The organism is Lentzea sp. NPDC054927, from assembly GCF_053610285.1.
The window spans coordinates 74804-95913 of record NZ_JBSGXZ010000012.1 but is presented as its reverse complement, the minus strand read 5'-3'; the positions used below and the strand labels follow the sequence as shown (position 1 = coordinate 95913).

Annotated in this window: 4 protein-coding genes (1 of these 4 cut by a window edge); 2 read left to right on the top strand and 2 right to left on the bottom strand. The window is 69.9% G+C overall.

The window, feature by feature from the left end; translation table 11 throughout:
* Window positions 1–13 precede the first annotated feature (13 nt).
* Together ACWGE0_RS19495 and ACWGE0_RS19490 are read right to left on the bottom strand one after the other, a co-directional pair.
* Window positions 14–1222 (bottom strand): 3-deoxy-7-phosphoheptulonate synthase, encoded by a 1209-nt coding sequence (locus ACWGE0_RS19495; RefSeq protein WP_452262291.1) that lies wholly within the window; start codon window positions 1220–1222, stop codon window positions 14–16.
* Window positions 1223–1257: 35 nt separating this feature from the next.
* Complete coding sequence (locus ACWGE0_RS19490) at window positions 1258–2280, bottom strand: FkbO/Hyg5 family chorismatase (protein WP_452262290.1); 1023 nt, start codon at window positions 2278–2280, stop codon at window positions 1258–1260.
* 268 nt (window positions 2281–2548) lie between these two features.
* On the opposite strand from ACWGE0_RS19490, the gene ACWGE0_RS19485 reads away from it, so the two are divergent.
* Window positions 2549–10342, top strand: coding sequence for a type I polyketide synthase (locus tag ACWGE0_RS19485; RefSeq protein WP_452262289.1), 7794 nt, complete (start codon window positions 2549–2551; stop codon window positions 10340–10342).
* 36 nt (window positions 10343–10378) lie between these two features.
* Window positions 10379–21110: the beginning of a type I polyketide synthase gene (locus ACWGE0_RS19480; protein ID WP_452262288.1), read on the top strand. The gene runs 16862 nt beyond the window's last position; only the first 10732 of its 27594 coding nucleotides appear in the window; it begins with the start codon at window positions 10379–10381; the stop codon falls past the right edge of the window.

Below are 21110 nucleotides of genomic sequence, written 5' to 3'. Positions count from 1 at the left end.
CCCTGTCTGGAGGTCAGAAGACCGAGTCGATCACTCCGAGCGCCTGTTCGGGGTTCAGCCTGGGGTCGCAGAGCGACTCGTAGCGCTCGGAGAGAGCCTTCTCGTCGGGGACAGACCCGCCGACGCACTCCGTCACGTCGGTCGCGGCCACTTCCAGGTGCAAGCCGGCCGCGTGCGCGCCCTCGGTCTCCAGGATGTGCCGGAACGCCGTGGCCTCCTCGATGATATGGGTGACATGTCGAGTCTTTTGCCCACATTCGGCCTTGACCGTGTTGCCGTGCATGGGGTCCGAGATCCAGACGACGGGATGTCCGGCGCGCTGCACGGCACGCACGATCGGCGCCAGCGCGACGTGGATGTCCTCGCGGCCCATGCGGATGATGAGAGTCAGCCGGCCGGGCGTGCGGTGCGGGTCGAGCAGCTGGCACAGGCGCACGACGGTCTCGGGGTCCGCGGTCGGGCCGACCTTGACGCCGATCGGGTTCGCGATCGCGGAGAACATCGAGACGTGGGCGTGGTCGAGCTGCCGGGTGCGCTCGCCGATCCACGGGAAGTGCGTCGAGGTCAGGAACTTCTCGCCGGTGCGCTCGTCGGTGCGGATGAGCGCGTTCTCGTAGTCCAGCACCAATGCCTCGTGGGCTACCCACGGGCCACCGTCGAGTTCCTCGGCACTTCCCGCCCAATGGGCGCGCACTTCTCGGATGACCGCGGACGACGCGTCGTAGGCCTGAAGCATTCGCTCGGGGTCGTGCCTGCGGGCGAAATTGTCTGCCTCGAAAGAATTGACCAGCTCACCGCGGAACGACGGCAGATCGATTCCGTCAATCGTTTCGAAGTTGCTCGAACGGGGCTTCGCGTACTGGCCCGCCATCCGTCCGAAACGTGCCACCTGCTGGCCCGTCCGTTCCGCCAGGCGGGACGCGATGCGCTGGATGTTGCGCACCTTTCCGGAAGTTGTCAGCGGGTCGGTGTCGGAAAAGGACTCCGCGCAGTCGCCGAGCTGCAGGACACGCGCCTCGCCGAGCGCGGCGAGACCGAGCGCACGTTTGGCCTCGCGAATTTCGGAATGCGCGACGAGGGGGAGTGCGCCGGTCAGTTCCGCTTCGATCAGGTCGTAGTCGGGGTGGTGGTGCCAGTGGGGCTGTTGCGTCGCCGGCAGTGTCATCCACGGCGCCGCGGTCCGCGTGTACGTGAACTCCGTCAGCTTCACCGTCTGAGGCATTGTTCTCGCTCCTGTTCGTGGTTCGGCCGGACGAGTCAGGCGATGATGCCCTCGATCTCCACGAGGAGATCGGCGCGGCAGACGTCGACGTTCAGGTACTGGATGCGGGCGTTCGGGGAGAAACGCTGCTCGCACATCTTCTTCACCGTCGGGATGTCGGAGCGGTGCCGGACGTACACCTTGATGTTGTCGACGTCGAGCAGGGAATTGCCCCGCACGATCTCGTAGGCCGCCAGGTTCTCGTCGGAAACGAGGTGCTCGATGTTGTCGAGTGACAACTTCACCTGCGCCACGACGTCGCCGTCGTGCAGCGTCTCGTGCCCGCGGATGCTGGCGGTGCCGGCCACGTAGATCTGCCCTGACCTGCGGTCGGTGTGCGTGCCGGCGAGGTAGGTGGCCCGCGCGAACTTGGGCGGTCGCGGGCCGTACTGCCTCGGGTAGTGGTAGGCGGCCATCTGCTTGGAGTTCTCCACCGACGTCAGCGCGGCGGAGCGGGAGGCGAGGAAGTAGAAGGCGATCCCGCCGCCCTGCGAGCCGATTCCGGTCGCGCTCGGCACCTCCTTGTCACCGAAGTGGAAGAGTTCGAACGCCTCCGCGCGGCCCTTGCAGAAGTCCCGGTAGATCTCCAGGCCCTCGGCGTTGTCGCCGTTGATGTCGTTGAGGAAGTTCCACATGCGGAAGCAGTTCTTGTAGCCGAGGCCGTCCATCAGGTCCAGCGCCGCGACGTAGGCCGCGCGGGTGTCCTCGGTGTAGCGGCCCGTCGGCGCGATCCGGCCGGCGACGAGGAGGTACTCGCCGTCGTGGGCGTAAACGACGCCGTGGTGCTCGCCGGTCTCGACTGGGCTGGTGGTCGTCCACACCTCCGCGAATGCCTCGCCGAGGTCCGCCGCCATGTGCAGGTCCAGGGTGAGAAGGCCATTCTCGACACGCGGGTCGGTGCACTCGGTCGTGTAGTTGATGACGCCGAGAACGTTTCCGGTGGCCGCGACTTCGCTGACTTCGGTCAGGCCGGTGAAGACCGAGCTGGGGAGCTTCACCGTCTGCTGCGCCTGAGTCATTGGAATGCCCCTCCGAGGAGTAGGTAAAACTTTTGGCGGAGTGAAACCGGTTATTTCTTTCGAGCTTTTCTTCCTGGCTGGTGATCAAAGATTAGCACCGGGCGCGCTCCGCAAAACCGCGCCGCCAGTGGAAAGCACTTTCGGGCGGGATGATAGGGGGGTCCTAGGGGGGTGCTAGGGGATTTCCTACTTACCCGCCGGATGAGGCCGAGGCTAGCATCGCTCGAGGTGCAAGCCTCGTCGCCAGTAAATAGGGAGCGCCGTCGGGATGTTTCGAACCGAACTGATCCGGCCGTTGTCCGAGCTGCTGCGATACCACGCCGCGAACGCGCCGGAGAAGGTCGCGTTCGCGGACTCGCGGCGCGCGGTCACGTACGCGGAGCTGGAGCGGCGGACCTGGCGGCTCGGCGGGCACCTCGCGGAGGTGAGGCTGCAGCCGGGTGACCGGGCGCTGATCTTCCTGGGCAACAGCGTCGACATCGTCGAGAGCTATCTCGGGATCACGCGCGCGAACGCGGTCGCGGTGCCGTTCAACCCGCACTCCGCCGACGCCGAGCTCTCCTACGTGCTGGACGACAGCGGCGCCCGCGTCGTCATCACCGACACCGCGCACCTCGACCAGGTCCGCAAGCTGTTGCCGGGCCGTCCTTATCTCAAGGTGGTCGTCAGCGGCGACGAACCGCTTCCGCACGGCGGTTCCGTTGTCTCCTATCAGGAACTGACGTCCACGGACCCGGCTGTTCCCGCGCGGGACGACCAGGGTCTCGACGACGTGGCGTTCATGCTCTACACCTCCGGCACCACCGGCAAACCGAAGGGCGTGCTGTCGACCCAGCGCAGCTGCCTGTGGTCGGTCGCCGCCTGCTACGCCCCGGTCATCGGCCTCAACCACGACGACAAGGTGTTGTGGCCCTTGCCGTTGCACCACTCTCTCGCGCACGTGCTGTGCGTCGTCGGTGTGACCGCGGTCGGTGCGTCGGCACGCATCCTCGACGGGTTCGCCGCGGACGAGGTGCTCACCGCGTTGGAAGGTGGCGAGCACACCTTCATGTGCGGTGTTCCCGCCATGTACCACCACCTTGTGGAAGTCGCGCGGATGCGCGAGGTGTCGGCGAGCACCCTGAAGCGCTGCCTGACCGCGGGTGCCGCGTGCCCGCCGGCGTTGCGCGTGGAGTTTGAGGCGCTGTTCGGTGTAGCGCTGCTCGACGGCTACGGCAGCACCGAAACGTGCGGCCTGATCGCGGTGAACTGGGCGCAGGGCACCAGGGTTCCCGGTTCGGTCGGCCTGCCGGTACCGGGTCTCGCGGTGCGGCTGGTCGACCCGGACACCGGCATCGACGTCGACGTGGAGGCCGAGGGCGAGGTGTGGGTGCGCGGCCCGAGCCTCATGGCCGGCTACCACAACCAGCCGGAGGCGACCGCGCAGGCGATGCCGCACGGCTGGTACCGCACCGGAGACCTGGCCCGGCGCGACCTCTACGGCTACGTCACGATCACCGGACGCGTCAAGGAACTCATCATCCGCGGCGGCGAGAACATCCACCCCGGCGAGGTGGAGGAGGTGCTGCTCGAGGTCCCCGGTGTCGCCGACGCCGCGGTGGTCGGCAAGCCGCACGACATCCTCGGCGAGGTGCCGATCGCGTTCGTCGTGCCCGGCAAGCAGGGGCTTGATCCCGTGCGCCTGTACGACGCCTGCCGCGAGCAGCTGTCGAATTTCAAGGTCCCGGAAGAGCTGTACGAGATCGACCACATCCCGCGCACGACGTCGGGCAAGATCACACGGCACGTGCTGCTCGACCGCCCTGCCCGGCTGCGGGCGGCGAGCGGCGGGCAGCACGAGTCGTTGCTGCGGATGGACTGGGCGCCGATGCCGTCGGTCCGCACGACCTCGCTCGAACTGGCCAAGCGGTGGGCGGTCGTCGGTCCGGACATGTTCGGCCTGACCGCTTCCCTTGTCTCATCGGGTGTGCACGTTGCCACGTATCCCGACGCGGCCGCGCTGCACGTGTCCGTTGTGGAGGGTGAGCCCGCACCGGACGTGGCGGTGCTGTGCTGTCCCGACGACATGGACACCGGCGGCAAGCTGACCACGGCGGCGCAGGAGGCGTTGCGCAAGGTCGGCGGTGTGCTGCGGACGTGGGTGAACGACGACTGGTTCGCCCACTCACGCCTGGTCGTGCTGACGCGTGGCGCGGTCGCGGCCGGCGTTGAGGACGTGCGCGACCTGGTGCACGCGCCGGTGTGGGGCCTGCTGCGATCGCTGCAGGTGGAGTTCCCGAACCGGTTCACGCTGATCGACATCGACGACCTGCCGCCGTCGACCGGGATGCTGCCGTTCGCGGTCGCCGCCGGCGAACCGCAGCTCGCGATCCGGTCCGGCATCGCGTTGACGCCGCGGCTCAAGCGCGTGTCGGCGTCGGTCGACAGCGACGAGGTGCTGCGCATCGACCCCAGGCGCACGGTCGTCGTGACCGGCGCGGACGGCACCATGGGCGCGGCGCTGACCAGGCATCTCGTTGCGGCTTACGGCGCTCGGCACCTGCTGCTGATCAGTTCGCGCGGCCGTACCGACGAGGCGACCGCGCAGCTCGAGAAGGACCTGACAGAACTGGGCGCGAAGGTCGCGGTCGCGGCTTGCGACGTGGCGGACCGGACTGCACTGGCGGAGGTGCTCGGCAAGCTGAAGCGGCCGATCACCGCGGTCATCCACGGCGAGGGCGAGCACCCGGCGAAACCGTCGCCGAACCTGCCGCGCGCGGACGTGTTCCGGTCCGTTGCGGACGGTGCGGTGAACCTGCACCAGCTCACCAAGAACGGCGAGGTCACGGCGTTCGTCATGCTGTGCACGGTGGCCGGCGCGCTCGGCCTGGCCGGGTCCGGGGAACAGGCGGCGGCCAACTCGTTCCTGGACGCGCTGGCCCGCTACCGCCGCAAACGGGAACTGGCCGCGACGTTCCTCGCGGTCGGGTCGACGGACGCGCCGACGACGGCGTCGCGGGTGGGTGAGCTGTCGACCCACGAGTTCACCGCGATGTTCGACGCCGCGACCTCGGTGGGCCTGGCGCAGGCCGTGATCATGCGGATCAACAGTGCCGCGCTGCGCGAGCAGACGTCCTCGACCGAGGTACCGGCGTTGCTGCGCGGCCTGATCGACGTGTCCGCGCGGCTGGCGACGCCGGACGAGCGCGATCTCTCCGCGTTGAGGCAACGGCTGGTCGCGATGTCACCGGAGGAGCAGGACATCTTCCTGCTCAACCTGGTGCGCACCGAGGTCGCGGGTGTGCTCGGGCTGACCGGTGCGGAGCGGGCGGAGTCGAAGAAGACGTTCCGCGAGCTGGGGCTCACCTCGGTCACCGCGGTCGATCTGCGCAACCGGCTGACGGCGGCGACCGGTCTGCACCTGTCCGCGCCGGTCGCGTTCGATTACCCGACACCCGTGGTGCTGGCCCGGCACCTGCGCGCGGAACTGCTGGGCGAGCGGGCTTCCGTGGCCGCGTCGGACGTGGTGCGTCCTCACCTGGACGAACCGATCGCGATCGTCGGCATGGCCTGCCGCTATCCCGGTGGCGTGGCGTCACCGGAGGACCTGTGGCGGCTGGTGACCTCGGGTGCGGACGTGGTGTCGCCGTTCCCTGCGGATCGCAACTGGGACCTGGAAAAACTGTTCGACGGCGCCTCGCACACGCGCTCCGGCGGGTTCCTGCACGACGCCGCCGACTTCGACGCCGAGTTCTTCGGGATCTCGCCGCGTGAGGCGCTGGCGATGGATCCGCAGCAGCGGTTGCTGCTGGAGGTTTCCTGGGAGGCTTTGGAACGGGCGGGCATCGACCCGTCTTCGTTGCGCGGCACCAACGGCGGGGTGTTCGCGGGCGTGATGTATCACGACTACGGCGCTGGGCTGCTGGACGCGCCCGCCGGTACCGAGGGGTACTGGACGACCGGTACCGCGGGCAGTGTCGTCTCCGGTCGTGTCGCCTACACCCTGGGGCTGCAGGGGCCCGCGGTCACCGTTGACACGGCTTGTTCTTCGTCCTTGGTCGCTTTGCACTGGGCCGCGCAGTCGCTGCGGTCGGGGGAATCATCGATCGCGCTCGCCGGTGGCGTGACGATCATGTCGACGCCGCAGACGTTCGTCGAGTTCTCGCGGCAGGGCGGGCTGTCCGCCGACGGCCGCTGCAAGGCGTTCTCCGACTCCGCCGACGGCACGGGCTGGTCCGAAGGTGCCGGTCTGGTGGTTCTGGAGCGGTTGTCGGACGCTCGTCGCCACGGCCACACGGTGCTCGCGGTGCTGCGTGGTTCGGCGATCAACCAGGACGGTGCTTCGAACGGCTTGACCGCGCCGAACGGTCCGTCGCAGCAGCGCGTGATCCGGCAAGCGCTTGCGTCCGCGGGTTTGTCCACTTCGGACGTCGACGCGGTCGAGGCGCACGGCACCGGCACGACGTTGGGCGACCCGATCGAGGCGCAGGCGTTGCTCGCGACCTACGGCCAGGACCGCACTGTTCCGTTGTGGCTGGGCTCGGTGAAGTCGAACCTCGGCCACACCCAGGCCGCGGCGGGTGTCGCTGGCGTGATCAAGATGGTGATGGCGTTGCGGCACGGCGTGCTGCCGCGCACCTTGCACGTGACGTCGCCGTCTTCCCACGTCGAGTGGGGAAGTGGCCGCGTCGAGCTGCTGACCTCGGATCAGCCGTGGCCGTCGGTCTCCCGCGAACGCCGTGCCGCCGTGTCGGGCTTCGGTGTGTCCGGGACGAACGCGCACGTGATCCTGGAGGAAGCGCCCGAGGTCGAGGTGACGGCGGAGGAGCCGTCCACCGTGCTGTCCGTCGTGCCGTGGGTGGTGTCGGCCAGGACTTCGGTCGCGCTGGACGCGCAGCTGGAGCGGTTCCGGTCGGTTCAGGCTCCCGCTTTGGACGTGGCGGCGTCGCTGGTGTCGACGCGGACGCAACTGGAGCACCGCGCGGTGATCGTGGACGGCACGGAGATCGCGCGCGGTGTGGCCTCCGAACGGCCGCTCGCCGTGCTGTTCTCCGGACAGGGTTCGCAGCGGCTCGGCATGGGACGTGAGCTGTACGAGCGTTTCCCCGTGTTCGCCGCCGCTTTCGACGCGGCGCTCGAGCACCTCGACGGGTCGCTGCGGGACGTGATGTGGGGCCACGACGTCGATGCGTTGAACGCCACCCGGTACACGCAGCCGGCGTTGTTCGCGATCGAGGTGGCGCTGTTCCGGCTGGCGCAGTCGTTCGGGATCCGCCCGGACTTCGTGGGCGGGCACTCGATCGGCGAGATCGCCGCCGCGCACGTGGCCGGGGTGTTCTCGCTGGAGGACGCCTGCAAGCTGGTCAACGCGCGGTCGCGGCTGATGCAGGCGCTGCCCGCCGGCGGGGCGATGGTCGCGGTGCAGGCCACCGAGGAGGAAGTGCTGCCGCATCTCGGTTCCGAGGTCTCTCTGGCCGCGATCAACGGGCCGCGTTCGGTGGTGGTGGCCGGCACCGAAGAGGGCGTGGCAGCCGTCGTCGACCGGTTCGCCGGCCGCAAGACTAAGCGTCTCACGGTCAGCCATGCGTTTCACTCGCCCTTGATGAACCCGATGCTGGACGACTTCCGCGCGGTCGTCGAGGGCCTGTCGTTCTCCGAGCCGCAGATCCCGGTCGTGTCGAACGTGACCGGGCAACTCGCCGTGCGCGATCAGCTGACCGCGCCGGAGTACTGGGTGCGGCACGTGCGTGAGGCAGTGCGGTTCTCCGACGGCGTGCGGGCGTTGGGGCGTCAGGGAGTTTCGGCGTTCCTGGAGCTCGGCCCCGACGGCGTGCTGTCGGCGCTGGTGGCGGAGATGACCGAGACCGGTGCGGTGCCGCTGGACACCGCCGTTGTGCCGATGCTGCGCCGCGAACGGCCGGAGGAGGCTTCCGCGGTGTCGGCGTTGGCGCGCCTGCACGTCGTGGGTGTGCCGGTGGACTGGACCGTGCTGTTCGAGGGAACCGGCGCGGTGCACGTCGATCTGCCGACCTACGCGTTCCAGCGTTCTCGTTTCTGGCCGGAGCCCGAGGCCGTGGTCGGCAGGGCCGATCCGCTGGACGCCGCGTTCTGGCAGCTGGTGGAGAACGACGAGCTGGCCGCGGTGCTGGATCTCGACCCCGATGTCGCGGCGGCCGTCGTGCCGGCCTTGTCCTCGTGGCGGACCCGGCAGCGGGCACAGTCCATTGTGGATTCCTGGCGGTACCGGGAGTCCTGGAACCGGTTGTCGCTGGCCGGTGCGTTCTCCGGGTCGTGGCTGGTCGTCGTGCCGCCGGGGGAGCAGGACACCTGGACCCGCGACGTCGTGGAGATCCTCGGCGGTGTCGCGGTGCCGTTGGACAAGGTCTCCGGGCTGGCCGGGCGGGAGTTCACGGGCGTCGTGTCGCTGCTCGGTGTCGCGGACGACTCCGGTGACGTGCCTTATCCGCTCGTCGGGACGTTGGAGCTGCTGCGGGCTTTGGAGGGCGTCGAGGCTCCGTTGTGGACGGTGACGCGCGGCGCTGTGTCGACCGGGCACGGGGACGTCGTGACGTCGCCGGTGCAGGCCGCGTTGTGGGGCATGGGCAGGGTCGCGGCGTTGGAGCTGCCGCGCCGATGGGGTGGCTTGATCGACCTGCCGGGCAGCGTCGACCACCAGATCGCCCAGGGCTTGCAGGCGGCGCTGGTGAACTCGCTGGGCGAGGACCAGATCGCGGTGCGCGGCAACGGTGTGTTCGCCCGTCGCCTGGTGCCCGCGCCGCGTGGTGAGCACGGCGAGGAGTGGACGCCGTCCGGCACGGTCCTGATCACCGGCGGCACTGGTGCGCTGGGCGGCTTCGTGGCTCGGTCCGTTGCCGCGCGAGGTGCTGCGCACATCGTCCTGACCTCGCGCCGCGGCCCGTTGACTCCGGGCATCGAGCACCTGGTGGCGCAGCTCGAAGGGTTCGGCGCCGAGGTCTCGGTCGAGGCCTGTGACGTCGCCGATCGCGCCGCTCTGGAGGAGCTGCTGAGCCGGTTCCCCGAGCTGAGTGCCGTGGTGCACTGCGCAGGGATCGACGCCGGTGACGCGCCGTTGCTGGAGCTGAGCGCTGAGCAGCTCGGGGAGTTGTTGCGCGCCAAGACGGTGTCGGCGCGGCACCTGCACGAGCTGACCGGGAACCTCGACGCGTTCGTGCTGTTCTCGTCGGGTGCGGCGGCCTGGGGCAGTGGTGGCCAGCCCGCGTACTCGACCGCGAACGCCTACCTGGACGGCCTGGCGCAGTTCCGCCGCGGCCAGGGCCTGGTGGCGACGTCGGTGCAGTGGGGCGCGTGGGCCGAGGCCGGCATGGCGACCGATCCGGAGGCCTACGACCAGCTGCGCCGCCACGGCGTGCTGCCGATGGACCCGGAACTGGCGCTGACCGCGTTGGTGCAGGCGGTGTCGGACGGCGAAACGGTGCTGACCGTCACGAACACCGACTGGGCCAGGTTCGCGCCCGGCTTCACCGCGTCGCGCCCGTCGCCGCTGTTCTCCGCGATCCCCGAGGTCGTCGCCGCGCTGTCTTCGGACGGGGACGTCGCCGGCGCCGAGGTCGCGTTGCAGGAGAAGCTCGCCGGACTGTCCGAGGCCGACCGGTCGCGTGTGCTGCTCGACCTGGTGCGCTCCGAGGCCGCCGCGGTGCTCGGGTACACGGGAGTCGAGGCGATCCAGGCGGAGAAGGCGTTCCGCGACCAGGGTTTCGACTCGCTGACCGCCGTCGAGATGCGCGACCGGCTGAAGGCCGCGACCGGCCTGCCCGTGCCGTCGGCCCTGGTCTTCGACTACCCGACGCCACGCCTGGTCGCCGAGCACCTGCAGTCCGGGTTGTCCACGTCGGTGGACGGTTCCGCGCTGGCCGAGCTGACCCGGTTCGAGACCGCCGTGGCTTCTTCGTCGGCGGACGACCACGACGCGATCCGCGAGCGCCTGGAAAAGCTGCTCGGGCGCCTGAAGAAACCTGTGTCCACTTCGGACGACGACATCCGCAACGTCTCCGTCGAGGACCTCCTGAACATCATCGACGACGAGTTGCTCGACCTCTCGTAGAACCAGTGTGTTGCCCGCACGAAATGAGGACGGACAGTGCAGGAAGAGCAGCAGGACAAGGTTGCCGACTACCTGAGGCGAGTCACGGTCGAGTTGCGCCGGGCTCGTGAACGCGTCCTCGAGCTGGAGCAGAAGCACAGCGAGCCCATCGCGATCGTGGGCATGTCGTGCCGCTTCCCCGGCGGGGTGACCACACCCGAGCAGCTGTGGGAGGCCGTTGTCGCGGAACGGGACCTGGTCTCTCCGTTCCCCACGGACCGCGGCTGGGACCTGTCGTCGTTGCGCGCCGGTGCCTCGTTGGCGCAGGAAGGCGGGTTCCTGACCGATCTCGCCTCCTTCGACGCCGACTTCTTCGGCATCTCGCCGCGCGAGGCCCTCGGCATGGACCCGCAGCAGCGCATGATGCTGGAGCTGACGTGGGAGGCCCTGGAGCGGGCGGGCCTGGATCCCGCGGGACTGCGCGGCTCGCAGACCGGCGTCTTCGTGGGCACGAACGGCCAGGACTACGCGGATCTGGTGTCGGTGGACGGCGACGGGCACGCCTCCACCGGCCTCATCGCGTCTGTGCTTTCCGGCCGTCTCTCCTACACGTTCGGCTTCGAGGGTCCCGCGGTCTCCGTCGACACCGCCTGCTCCTCCTCTTCCGTCGCCATGCACCTCGCCATGCAGGCGCTGCGTTCCGGCGAGTGCTCGCTGGCACTGGCCGGCGGCGTCACGATCATGGCCACGCCGGACTCGTTCATCGAGTTCACCCTGCAACGCGGTCTCGCTGCTGACGGCCGCTGCAAGGCCTTCTCGGACTCCGCCGACGGCGTGGGCTGGGCCGAAGGCGCCGGCATGCTGGTGCTGGAACGCCTTTCCGACGCCGTTGCTCGTGGCCACCAGGTCCTGGGCCTGCTGCGCGGTTCGGCCGTCAACCAGGACGGCGCCTCCAACGGCTTGACCGCACCGAACGGTCCTTCGCAGCAACGCGTGATCCGCGCGGCGCTGGCCTCCGCCGGTCTTTCTCCCACCGATGTCGACGCGGTGGAAGCGCACGGCACCGGCACGACGCTGGGTGACCCGATCGAGGCCGCCGCCCTGATCGCGACCTACGGCCAGGACCGCGCGGTTCCGCTGTACGTCGGCTCGATCAAGTCGAACATCGGCCACACGCAGGCGGCGGCCGGCGTCGCCTCGGTGATCAAGGTCGTGCAGGCGATGCGGCACGGCGTCCTGCCGCGCACCCTGCACATCACCTCACCGTCTACCCACGTCGACTGGTCCGCCGGCTCGGTGTCGTTGCTGACCTCCGCCACCCCGTGGCCGTCGGTGGACCGCCCCCGCCGCATCGGCATCTCCTCGTTCGGCGTCTCCGGCACCAACTCCCACCTCATCGTCGAAGCCGCAACCCCCACCCCCGAATCTGTGGACAACTCGGCGCCTGTGGACAACCCACCCGTTGTCGATCTCTCCCACCCGGATTCGTCGGCCCGTCGTGGGACGCTTGGAGTGGGGACCTCGGTCTCCCCCCGGGGGGCCCAGTCGGAATCGATTCCGACCCCCTGGCTGGTGTCGGCGAAGTCCGAGGCGGCGCTGGCCGGCCAGGTCGCGCAGCTGGCCGGAGTGAGCGCGGATCCGCGGGACGTCGGGTACTCGCTGTCGTTGCGCACACTGTTCGATCACCGCGCGGTGGTCGTCGACGGCGCCGAGATCGCCCGCGGCACAGCCACCGAGAAGCAGCTCGCGATGCTGTTCACGGGGCAGGGTTCACAGCGCCTCGGCATGGGACGCGAGCTGTACGAGGCGTTTCCGGCGTTCCGCGCGGCGTTCGACGAGGTCGCGCAGCACCTCGACGTCGGCGCGATGTGGGGCGACGACGCCGAAGCGCTGAACCAGACCGGCCACGCGCAGCCCGCGATCTTCGCGCTGCAGGTCGCGCTCTACCGGCTGGCCGAGTCGTTCGGCGTCCGGGCCGACCACCTCGCCGGCCACTCGATCGGCGAGATCGCCGCCGCGCACATCGCGGGCGTGTTCAGCCTTGAAGACGCCACGAAGCTGGTCCAGGCTCGCGCGCGCCTCATGCAGGCGCTGCCGGCCGGCGGCGTGATGATCGCGCTCCAGGCCACCGAAGCCGAAGTCACCCCGCACCTCACGCCGGGCGTGTCCATCGCCGCGATCAACGGGCCCGACGCCATCGTCATCGCCGGCGTCGAAGAGGAAGCCCGCGCGGTCGTCGCGCACTTCGACGGTCGCAAGACGAAGCAACTGTCCGTCAGCCACGCGTTCCACTCGCCGCTGATGGACCCGATGCTCGACGACTTCCGCGCCGCCATCAGCGACATCCGGTTCTCCGCTCCGGTCATCCCCGGCCTCGGCGACGTCGCGAACGCCGAGTACTGGGTGCGCCACGTCCGCGCCACGGTTCGCTTCCACGACACCGTGACCGGCCTGGGCGACAAGAGGTTCCTGGAGATCGGACCCGACGGCGTGCTGTCCGCGCTGGTCGACGGCGGCATCCCGACGCTGCGCAAGGACCGTCCCGAGGTGGCGGCACTGATCACCGCCCTCGCCCGTCTGCACGTCGAAGGCACGAGCGTCGACTGGCAACCGTTCGTCGCGGGCGGCACCAGGATCGACCTGCCCACGTATGCGTTCCAGCGCCAGCGCTTCTGGCCGTCGACCACGAAGAACGTCGACGCGTCCGGACTCGGCCTCACCGCGGTCGGCCACCCGCTGCTCGGCGCGGCAGTCGAGATGGCCGACGGACAGGGCGCGCTGTTCACCAGCAAGCTGTCCGTCGCGACCCAACCCTGGCTCGCCGATCACGTCGTCGGCGGCCGGGTGTTGTTCCCCGGCACCGCTTTCGTCGAACTGGCGTTGCGCGCCGGCGACGAACTGGGCCTCGACCGCCTCGACGAGCTCACCCTGTCCGCGCCGCTCGTGCTCGACGAGGCGGTGCAGATCCAGGTCGCGGTCGGTGCGGACGACGCCACCGGACGCCGTGCCATCACCGTGTACTCGCGACTCGACCCGGACACGCCGTGGCTCGAGCACTGCACAGGATTCCTCGCTTCCGGCACCTCTGCTACCGACCTCGACACGTCGGCGTGGCCACCTGCCGGTGCGGAAGCGGCTGCGCTGGAAGGGTTCTACGAGCGGCTCGCGGACAACGGCTTCGCGTACGGGCCTGCGTTCCAAGGTCTGCGCGCGGCCTGGAAGCTGGGCGACGACGTCTACGCCGAGGTCGCCATCGCCGACGAGACCGACCGCTACGGCCTGCACCCGGCGCTGCTGGACGCCGCCCTGCACGCCGCGGACCTCAGCACGTCCGAGGGCGGCATGCCCTTTGCGTGGCAGGGAGTTTCGCTGCACGCGACCGGTGCTTCCGCGCTGCGCGTGCGCATCCGGCCCCAGGGTGAGTCGTTCGCGATCGCCGCCACGGACCCCAACGGCACGCCGGTCGTCTCGATCGACTCTCTCGTCACCCGCCCGATCCCTGCTGACGACTCAGGAATCGCGCGCGAAGCGTTGTTCCACGTCGACTGGACGCCCGTCGAGCTGCCCACCGAGACCACCGAGGTCGAGGTCGAGCACGTCGTGTCCGATGGCGGCCCGATCGAGTCTGTGCACGCCCTGACTGCGCGGGTGCTCGCGCGCCTGCAGCAGTGGATCGCGGACGAGCGGCAGGACCGTCTCGCCTTCGTGACGCGCCCCGGCGACCTGGCCGCGGCGGCGGTGTGGGGCCTGGTGCGGTCGGCGCAGACCGAGCACCCCGGCCGTTTCGTGCTGGTGGAAGCGGACGGCGAGGTTCCGGCCGAGGTCTTCGCGCTCGACGAGCCGCAGATCCGGTTGCGTGCCGGCGAAGGCTTCGTGCCGCGCCTGGCCCGGCTGGCATCCGCCGGTGGAGTGTCCTGGCAGGGCAAGGTTCTCATCACCGGCGGCACCGGCGGTCTCGGCCTGGTGATCGCGCGACACCTCGTCACCACGCACGGCGTCCGCGACCTGCTGCTCGTCTCACGACGCGGCGAGGCTGACGTCGCGGAGCTGGAAGCGTTGGGAGCTCAGGTCACCGTCGAGGCATGTGACGTCGCCGACCGCACGGCCGTCGCAGACCTGCTGGCACGCCACGAAGTTCGCGCCGTCGTGCACACCGCCGGTGTCCTCGACGACGGCATCGTCGAGTCGCTCACGCCTGAACGTCTGACGAACGTGTTGCGTCCCAAGGTCGACGCCGCGTGGCACCTGCACGAGCTGACCAAGGACCTCGACGCCTTCGTCGTGTTCTCCTCGGTCGCGGGCACGATCGGCACGGCCGGTCAGGGCAACTACGCCGCCGCGAACGCGTTCCTCGACGCCCTGATGGAACATCGCCGCAGCGAGGGCCTCGCCGGCACGTCGCTCGCGTGGGGTCCGTGGATCGCGGGCATGCTGTCCGGCGCGGACGCGGAACGCATGGCGCGCACCGGAATCCCCGGCATCACCGTCGAGCAGGGCATCGAACTGTTCGACGCCGCAACAGGTGCGGGCAACGCGGTCCCGGTGCGCCTCGACCTGCCCGTGCTGCGCGGACGCGGCGACATCCCGCCGATGCTGCGCGGCCTCGTCAAGACCCGCCCGCGTCGCGCTGTCGCGGGTTCCACCTCGGCCGTCTCGCTGGTCAACCGGCTCGCGGGGCTGGACGAGAACGGGCGCCTGGAAGCGTTGCTGGACCTCGTGCGCGGCCAGGTCGCGACCGTTCTCGGCCACGCGGGGACCGACGAGATCGACCCCGGCCGTGCCTTCCAGTCACTGGGCTTCGACTCGCTGACCGCCGTCGAACTCCGCAACCAGCTCACCGCGGTCACCGGCCTGCGTCTGCCCGCGACACTGATCTTCGACTACCCGAACGCCGGTGTGCTGGCGGAATACCTGCGCGACGAACTCTTCGGCACCGACGCGATCGTGCCCGCCGCCGAGGTGCGTTCCGCGGTCTCCGACGACCCGATCGTGATCGTCGGGATGGCCTGCCGTTACCCGGGAGGCGTGTCGTCGCCGGAAGACCTGTGGCGCCTGGTCGTCGACGGCGTGGACGCGGTCACCGACTTCCCGACGAACCGCGGCTGGGACGTCGACGCGCTCTACCACCCCGACCCCGACCACATCGGCACCTCCTACACCCGCTCCGGCGGCTTCCTGCACGACGCACCGCTGTTCGACCCGGCGTTCTTCGGCATGTCCCCGCGCGAGGCCCTCGCCACCGACTCACAGCAGCGCCTGCTGCTGGAAACCGCCTGGGAATCCCTGGAACGTGCGGGCATCGACCCGGTCTCGTTGCGGGGCAGTGCGACGGGCGTGTTCGCCGGCGTCATGTACACGGACTACTCCGTCGTGATCAGCGGCAGCGAGTTCGAGGGCTACCAGAGCATGGGCAGCGCCGGTACGTTCGCGTCCGGCCGCGTCTCCTACACCTTCGGCTTCGAAGGGCCGGCCGTCACCGTCGACACCGCCTGCTCTTCTTCTTTGGTAGCACTGCACCTGGCTTCCCAGGCCCTGCGCAACGGCGAGTGCTCGCTGGCCCTGGCCGGTGGCGTGACCGTGATGTCGACGCCGTCCACGTTCGTCGAGTTCTCCCGCCAGCGCGGCCTTTCCGCGGACGGCCGCTGCAAGTCCTTCTCCGACGCGGCCGACGGTGTGGGCTGGTCCGAGGGCGTCGGCCTCCTCGTGCTGGAGCGCCAGTCCGACGCGATCCGCAACGGCCACACCATCCTCGCCGTCGTGCGCGGCTCGGCGATCAACCAGGACGGCGCCTCGAACGGCCTCACCGCCCCGAACGGCCCGTCGCAGCAACGCGTGATCCGCTCGGCCCTCGCCTCCGCGGGCCTGTCCGTCGCCGACGTCGACGTGGTCGAGGCGCACGGCACCGGCACCACTCTGGGCGACCCCATCGAGGCTCAAGCGTTGCTCGCCGTCTACGGCCAGGACCGCCCGGCGCCGCTGCTGCTCGGCTCCGTCAAGTCCAACATCGGCCACTCGCAGGCCGCGGCGGGCGTCGCCGGCGTGATCAAGATGGTGCATGCGATGCGCCACGGCCTGGTCCCCGCGACCCTGCACGCCGACGAGCCCTCCACCCACGTGGACTGGGAGGCCGGCGACATCACCCTCGTCACCTCCACCACCTCGTGGCCCGAGGTCTCCCGCCCGCGCCGCGCGGGCGTCTCGTCGTTCGGCGTCTCGGGCACCAACGCCCACGTGATCATCGAGGCCACGCCGACCACTCAGGAATTGTCAGACCTGCCTGAGATGATTGGGATGGGGGGCAGTTCCCCCCAGGGGGCCAGCCAACCCGAATCGATCCAGCTGGGCGGCGCGGTGCCGTGGCTGGTGTCGGCGAAGTCGGCGACCGCGTTGGACTCGCAGGTGGCGCGGGTGCTGGAGCTGGACGGCGACTCGCGGGACATCGGGTACTCGCTCGCGTTGAAGACGCGGTTCGACCATCGGGCCGTGGTGCTCGGCGGGCAGGTCGTCGCCCAGGGCGTGGTGAGCGGGAAGCCGCTGGCGTACGTGTTCTCCGGGCAGGGTTCGCAGCGGCTGGGCATGGGCCGTGAGCTGTACGAGGCGTTCCCGGTGTTCGCGAGCGCGCTGGACGAGGTGTTGCAGCACCTCGAAGGCGTTCGCGACGTCATGTGGGGCGACGACGCCGAAGCGCTGAACCGGACCGGGCACACGCAGCCCGCGATCTTCGCGGTCCAGGTCGCGCTGTACCGGTTGCTCGAGTCGTTCGGCGTGCGGCCTTCGAAGGTCGCCGGGCATTCAATCGGTGAGATCGCCGCCGCGCACGTTGCCGGAGTGCTCGGTCTCGGGGATGCGGCGAAGCTCGTCCGGGCGCGGGCGAGCCTCATGCAGAACCTCCCGGCCGGCGGCGCGATGGTGTCGGTCATCGCCTCCGAAGAAGAGGTGCGCGCGCATTTGACCGATGGCGTGTCCATTGCCGCCGTCAACGGGCCGCGGTCGATCGTGATCGCCGGCATCGAGGAAGAGGTTCTCGCCCTCGCGGACAGGTGGAAGGGCAAGCGGCTGAAGGTCAGCCACGCGTTCCACTCGCCGTTGATGGAGCCGATGCTCGACGACTTCCGCGCGGCGATCGCGGACATCGAGTTCTCCGAGCCGGTTGTCCAGATGTCGACATCCGGGCAAGTGAATACAGTCGACTACTGGGTCAACCACGTGCGTGACGTCGTGCGGTTCCACGACAACGTCACTCGGCTGGGTGACGTCACGCTGGTCGAGATCGGTCCCGACGCGCAGTTGACGGCGATGGTTGACGGGTTGATTCCGACGTTGACGCGCGTCAAGTCTGATGTTGAGTCAATGTTGACTGCACTCAGTCAAGTACATGTTGACGGAATCAACGTTGACTGGACGCAGCTGTATACCGGCGGTCGACGAGTCGACGTGCCCACTTACGCGTTCGACCACCAGTCGTTCTGGCCGGAGAACACCGCGAAGTCGGACGTCCGGTCGGCAGGGCTGGGCGCGGTGGAGCACCCGTTGCTCGGTGCCGCGGTCGAACTCGCCGGAGGGGCGGGCCACCTGTTCACGGCGCGGCTGTCGCGACGGTCGTGGCTGGCCGACCACACCGTGCACGGTGCAGCGCTCGTGCCGGGTGCGGCCCTGGTCGAACTCGCGCTGCGGGCGGCGGACGAGGTCGGGCTCGATCGCGTCGAGGAGCTCACGCTCGCCGCGCCGCTGGTGCTGCCGGAGAGCGGTGGCGTCCAGGTTCAGCTGATCGTGGGGGTCGAGGAGAACGGCCGCCGGTCGATCTCCGTGTACTCGCGTGCCGAGAGCGCGGTCGACGAGCCGTGGACGGAGCACGCCACCGGTGTGCTCGGATCCGGCGCCGTGATCGCTGAGGTTGGCAAGTGGCCTCCCCTCGCGGAGGCGATCGACGTCACGGACGCCTACGAGCGGTTCGCCGAGAACGGGTTCGGGTACGGGCCTGCGTTCCAGGGGCTGCGGGCGGCGTGGCGGGACGGCGACACCGTGTTCGCCGAGGTCGCGTTGCCCGAGGGTGTGACGGTGGGCGGCTTCGGGCTGCACCCGGCGCTCCTCGACTCGGCCCTGCACGCCGCGTTGCTCGTCGACGGCGGCGCCGGGTTGCCGTTCTCGTGGGAAGGCGTCTCGCTGCACGCGACCGGCGCGACGGCGTTGCGCGTCAAGCTCACCCGCAACGGCGGCAACCTCGCCATCGCCCTCGCGGACACCACCGGTGCACCGGTCGCGTCGGTGGACGCACTGGTGGTGCGCGCGGTGTCGGCCGACCAACTCGGCACGACCGACCGCGACTCGTTGTTCCAGCTGGACTGGGTCGACATCGAGGTGCCGAAAGAGCCCGCGGCGGACGTCGTGGTAGAGCATGTCGCTGCTGAGGGGGAGGTCGTCGAGGCCACGCATGCCCTGGTGGCGCAAGCGTTGGCGCGGCTGCAGGAGTGGATCGCCGACGAGAGGCCCGAAAAGCTGGTGTTCGTCACCGGCAAGGGATGCCTGGCGGGCGCGGCGGTGCGCGGACTGGTGCGGTCGGCGCAGACCGAGCACCCCGGGCGGTTCGGCATCATCGACACCGACTCCGGCGAGCTCGTCGCGCGGGCGTTGGGCATCGACGAGCCCGAGCTGATCATCCGTGACGGCGTCGTGCAGGCCGCTCGCCTCGCGCGGGCGGCAGGCACGCAGCGCGAGGTCACCTGGCAGGGACCGGTGCTGATCACCGGCGGCACCGGCGGTCTGGGCGGTGTCATCGCGAAACATCTTGTCGCGCAGGGTGTTGACGAGCTGGTGCTGGTCAGCCGGCGTGGCGAGAAGCCCGCGTGGGCAGACGAGCTGGACGCGCGTGTCACCGTCGCGAAATGCGATGTGTCGGACCGCAAGGCCGTGCAGAAGCTGCTGAAGAAGCACCCGGTCCGGTCGATCGTGCACGCCGCCGGTGTGCTGGACGACGGTGTGATCGAGTCGCTCACGCCGGAACGTCTCACGAAGGTCCTCAAGCCGAAGGTCGACGCCGCCTGGAACCTGCACGAGCTGGCGGGTGACCTCGACCGGTTCGTGCTCTTCTCGTCCGTCGCCGGCACGCTCGGCAGCGCGGGGCAGGGCAACTACGCGGCGGCCAACGCGTTCCTCGACGCCCTCGCCGCGCACCGGCCGAACACCGTGTCGCTGGCCTGGGGCGCCTGGGAAGGCGGCATGGCCGGGCATCTGTCCGAAGTGGACGCCGAACGCATGCGCCGCGCCGGCATGCCGCCGATCGCGGTCGAGCAGGGCGTCGAGTTGTTCGACACGGCCCTCGCACACGGGGGCGCCGCGTTGGCGCCGTTCCGGCTCGACCTCGCGGTGCTGCGGGCGAAGGGCGAGGTGGCGCCGGTGCTGCGCGGCCTGGTCCGGACGCGCTCGAAGCGTGCGGTCGCGGGTTCGGACACCGCGGTCACGCTCGTCTCCCGCCTCTCGGCGATGTCCGAAGCAGACCGGCTGGCGGCGTTGCTCGACGTCGTTCGCACTGAGGTCGCGGGCGTTCTCGGGCACGGCGGTGCACACTCTGTCGATCCGGCGCACCAGTTCCGCGACCTCGGGTTCGACTCGCTGACCGCCGTCGAGCTGCGCAACCGGCTGACGGCGTCCACCGGCATCCGCCTGCCCGCGACGCTGATCTTCGACTACCCGACGTCCGGAGCGCTGGCGTCCTACCTGCGCGATGAACTGCTCGGCGGCGTCGCGGTCACCCCGGACCTGCCCGCGCCGGTGTCCATTTCGGACGATCCGATCGTGATCGTCGGCATGGCCTGCCGCTATCCCGGTGGTGTCACGACGCCGGAGGAGCTGTGGCGGCTCGTGATGGACGAGGTCGACGCGGTCACCGCGTTCCCGTCCGACCGCGGCTGGGACCTCGAAGGCCTGTACCACCCGGATCCCGACCACATCGGCACCTCGTACACGCGCTCCGGTGGCTTCCTGCACGACGCGGCCGAGTTCGATCCGTCGTTCTTCGGCATGTCGCCGCGTGAGGCGCTGGCCACCGACACCCAGCAGCGTCTGCTGCTGGAAACCGCGTGGGAGGCCATCGAACGCGCTGGCATCGACCCGACGTCGTTGCGGGGCAGCGCGACCGGTGTGTTCACCGGCTTGATGTACAACGACTACCAGTCCGTCGTCGGTGGCGGCGACATGGAAGGGCACCAGGGCCAGGGCAGCGCGGGCAGCGTCGCGTCGGGCCGCGTGTCCTACGTGTTCGGGTTCGAGGGACCCGCGGTCACCGTCGACACGGCGTGCTCGTCGTCGCTGGTCGCGATGCACTGGGCGATCCAGTCGCTGCGGTCGGGGGAGTGCTCGCTGGCGCTGGCCGGCGGCGTGACGGTGATGTCCACGCCGTCGACGTTCATCGAGTTCTCGCGCCAGCGCGGTGTTTCTGAGGACGGCCGCTCCAAGGCGTTCTCAGACTCCGCGGACGGCGTCGGCTGGGCCGAGGGCATCGGCCAGGTCGTGCTGGAGCGCCAGTCCGACGCGCTGCGCAACGGTCACCGGATCCTTGCTGTGGTTCGTGGTTCCGCGGTCAACCAGGACGGTGCTTCGAACGGGTTGACCGCGCCGAACGGCCCGTCGCAGCAACGGGTGATCCGCGCGGCGCTGGCCTCGGCCGGCCTGTCCGTCGCCGATGTCGACGCCGTCGAGGCGCACGGCACCGGAACGCCGCTCGGCGACCCGATCGAGGCCCAGGCGCTGCTCGCCACCTACGGCCAGGACCGCGCCGAACCGCTGCTGCTCG

Excerpts from the sequence above, each read along its gene's own strand:
- ACWGE0_RS19495 (WP_452262291.1), bottom strand. The coding sequence starts at position 1,222 with ATGCCTCAGACGGTGAAGCTGACGGAGTTCACGTACACGCGGACCGCG.
- ACWGE0_RS19490 (WP_452262290.1), bottom strand. The coding sequence starts at position 2,280 with ATGACTCAGGCGCAGCAGACGGTGAAGCTCCCCAGCTCGGTCTTCACC.
- ACWGE0_RS19485 (WP_452262289.1), top strand. The coding sequence starts at position 2,549 with ATGTTTCGAACCGAACTGATCCGGCCGTTGTCCGAGCTGCTGCGATAC.